We start from the raw sequence: 2,938 nt of genomic DNA on the forward strand, positions 1-2,938 counted from the left end.
CGGATGATGGCGTGGAGGATCATTGCCCGCCCCCGCCAAAGACGATGATTGAGCGGCCGGCGGTTCGCGCGAAGACATCCAGGGATGGCTTGGCGGGCGCCTGCGCCTCGGGTTGAAGGTTTTCGGCCGCGACCTCGATCGCTTCCTGGACTGCCGGCGGTAGAGGCGATGTGGCTTGGTCGAGAGCGCCGTATGCGCCTGGAGACAGCTTGGCCGCCTCGGCCTCGACCTTGGCGACGTAGCCGTTTGCGAAGCCGCGCCGATGGTTGCCGGTGTTATAGGCCGAGAACGCCATTCTCAGGGCTAGCTGCTGCGGAGCCAGACGGGAGGCGGCCAGGTAGTTGGACTGGAGCAGTTTGGCGGCCGCCGCTAGATTGAGGCAGGGGTCGAAGGCGTCACGTACAGATAGGCCCAGCGCCGTCAGGTTCCGGCTGTTGATCTGCGCCAAGCCGAGGTCGAGATTTTGGCCTTGGGAGATCAGACGCTCGGCCGTGGCGATCGCCTGGTCGCGAGTCTTGGCCGGCGCGGGATCGGGCGCGCGGTTGACGTTGATGGCCAACGGGTCGCCCCGGCTTTCGACCTGCACGATGCTGACCATCGTCGCCGAAGCCACTGTGGGCGCGCAACGCTGAGCGAGGTCAAACAGCACGGCCAGGTCAGGCATGGGCGGCCTCTACGCGGGCGGTGGCGCCAGTCCAACAGTCCTGATCGCCGCGCAATCCTGACGGGAGCGTCAGGAATGCAGTTTTCAGCTCAGGCACGCGATCCGACATTCGGCACTCACTGGAATGTCGCATTTCACGTGAAATGCGACATTTAAAGCCACGACAATCCCTTGGCGCCGCCATCGGAGATGGAGCCGCCAAAGCCGTCCACTCCACCTTGCGTAGCGTTTGCGAGTGAAGGCAAGCAGAGCCATTGGCTTTTTTTCAGGGTCGCCAACATTGCTCTTTGCCGTGGACATCGCTCCTTCCGCGCGCCAGACTCCACATGTGGACACGGCGTCAGCTGGTCGATTCTTGGGAGATGACATGGCGCGGCCAACCGCTTCGGAGACCCTTCAGGAGGGTTCGCTCTCAGGCTTCGTTCCCAAGGCGCGCCTGGGTAAGAGCATGGTGGCCGGCTACTTTTCGGCCGAGATGCAGCGACGCGTGAAGATGCTGGCCGTCGAGCGCGGCGTCACCGTTCAGGCGCTGATCGGCGAAGGGCTGGACCTTCTGTTCGTCGCCGCCGGCAAGCCTCCGATGGGTGAGCGATGAGCACGCGCAACGACCCGCACCCGGTGCGGGACTTCTTCATCAACGACCTGATCGACTACGCGCCCAAGGACAGCGCGGAGATGATGGAGCGGCCGTTCTTCTCGATCTCCAAGCGCAAGCGCAACAAGCCGATCCAGTACACCACACCGGACGGCAAGCTTTACATCAAGGTGTCGGCCAACCCGACGCATGGCATGGCGACGATCTGGGATGCGGACATCCTGATCTGGTGCATCTCTCGGATCGTGCAGCAGCGCGATAATCGCGAAAACGACATCCGGCCGGTCATTCACACGACGCCCTATGAACTGCTGAAGGGCATCGCGCGCGGGACGAGCGGTCAGGACTACATCGAGCTGCTGCGCGCGATCCGGCGCCTGCGGACCACGGAAGTGGAGACCAACATCAGGGCCGGCAAGCGTCGCTATACGGCCTTCCACTATCTGGGCGACATCGAGGGCGAGGGTGAGTCGGACGACAACCCCGAGCAGCTGAAGACGCTGACCCTACGGATCCCTGACTGGCTCCTTGACGGGATCATGAGCGGCAACATCCTGACGCTGGATCGGGAGTATTTCCTGCTGACCGGCGGCATCGAGCGCGCGATCTACCGCGTCGCCCGAAAGCATGCCGGCAATCAGAAGGCCGGCTGGATCTGCAAGATGACGACCCTCTACGAAAAGACGGGCTCGGAATCGCCGCTCAAGAAGTTCACGTTCCGGATCCGCGAGATGTGCCGGTCCGATGAACTTCCCCGCTACGCGATGCGAGAAACGACGACGGCGGACGGCAGTCCGGCCGTGCATTTCGTGGATCGTGCGTTCGTTGTCGAGGCTGCCAGGGAGCGACGTGGGGCCGATACGGCTCAGCGGGGCTGGGAGGATGCGCGCACGGCCTGGATCGACGCAGAGCGGGATCCAAGGGCGTTCGACGGGGCTTGGGCACGCTGGATGGAGGACGGCCACAAGCCTGAAGCGTTCGCCAAGGCCTGTAGCGACCCGCGTTGCGTCATGCCCAGCTAGGCACGTGGTATTAGGAACCGGCGTCGGCGCGGCGATCCCTCGGTCGTGGTTTTAGGAACCCAGCATAGACGCCGAGTCCGTATTGAAGCGCCGATTCTCTGCGATTCGGCGAGTCCTGGCGCAAATCTGGCGGGAAAGGGGGCTGCTGAACCTGTCGTGGTATTAGGAACCCGACCCCCAGCGGGTGTCGTGGTATTAGGAACCCGATCGGAGGCGCACGTGGTTTCAGGAACCGGCCTTGACCCTGTCGTGGTTTCAGGAACCGATCGAAGGTCGTCTGGTATCGTGGTTTTAGGAACCCTGCCGGCCCGTAGAGGTCGCCCAGGGCACGTGGGATCAGGAACCTGTCCACATCGTGGTATCAGGAACCGTTTTCCTCGTGGTTTCAGGAACTTATTGGCACGTGGTTTAAGGAACCGGCCTACGTGGTAACAGGAACTGAAGCACGTGGTATTAGGAACCGGCCGGGACAAAATACCCTTGTTGCTCAGGCAGTTGGCGCGACTTTTTCAACCTTAACTGCCTAACTTTCCTTATCTAACAGAATCTCTTCTAACGGAAACCCGGCGCAAAAACGCGCCGGAAGACACCGCCTCTTGGGGGCTTCGCCCCCGCCGGCTCGCTACGCTGCTACGCAGCTTCGCCCCGGTCGCTACG

Annotated in this window: 3 protein-coding genes; 2 read left to right on the forward strand and 1 reads right to left on the reverse strand. The window is 62.5% G+C overall.

Going from position 1 to position 2,938, the window contains the following annotated elements; translation table 11 throughout:
• Positions 1 to 19 precede the first annotated feature (19 nt).
• Complete coding sequence (locus JHD07_RS36855) at positions 20 to 664, reverse strand: lytic transglycosylase domain-containing protein (RefSeq protein WP_062095948.1); 645 nt, start codon at positions 662 to 664, stop codon at positions 20 to 22.
• Between the two features lie 367 nt (positions 665 to 1,031).
• Between JHD07_RS36855 and JHD07_RS36860 the strand changes: the two genes are divergently transcribed.
• Both JHD07_RS36860 and JHD07_RS36865 read left to right on the forward strand, forming a co-directional pair.
• Positions 1,032 to 1,259, forward strand: coding sequence for a ribbon-helix-helix domain-containing protein (locus tag JHD07_RS36860; RefSeq protein WP_035084708.1), 228 nt, complete (start codon positions 1,032 to 1,034; stop codon positions 1,257 to 1,259).
• Positions 1,256 to 2,281 (forward strand): replication initiator protein A, encoded by a 1,026-nt coding sequence (locus JHD07_RS36865; RefSeq protein ID WP_062095946.1) that lies wholly within the window; start codon positions 1,256 to 1,258, stop codon positions 2,279 to 2,281. The genes JHD07_RS36860 and JHD07_RS36865 overlap by 4 nt, the downstream gene beginning before the upstream one ends.
• The last annotated feature ends 657 nt before the right edge of the window (positions 2,282 to 2,938 follow it).

It is taken from the genome of Bradyrhizobium sp. (assembly GCF_016462955.1).
In the GTDB taxonomy this organism is placed as follows: Bacteria; Pseudomonadota; Alphaproteobacteria; order Rhizobiales; family Xanthobacteraceae; genus Bradyrhizobium.

Bases quoted from the DNA above. Each gene is read 5' to 3' on its own strand.
- JHD07_RS36855 (WP_062095948.1), bottom strand. From the start codon at position 664: ATGCCTGACCTGGCCGTGCTGTTTGACCTCGCTCAGCGTTGCGCGCCC.
- JHD07_RS36860 (WP_035084708.1), top strand. From the start codon at position 1,032: ATGGCGCGGCCAACCGCTTCGGAGACCCTTCAGGAGGGTTCGCTCTCA.
- JHD07_RS36865 (WP_062095946.1), top strand. From the start codon at position 1,256: ATGAGCACGCGCAACGACCCGCACCCGGTGCGGGACTTCTTCATCAAC.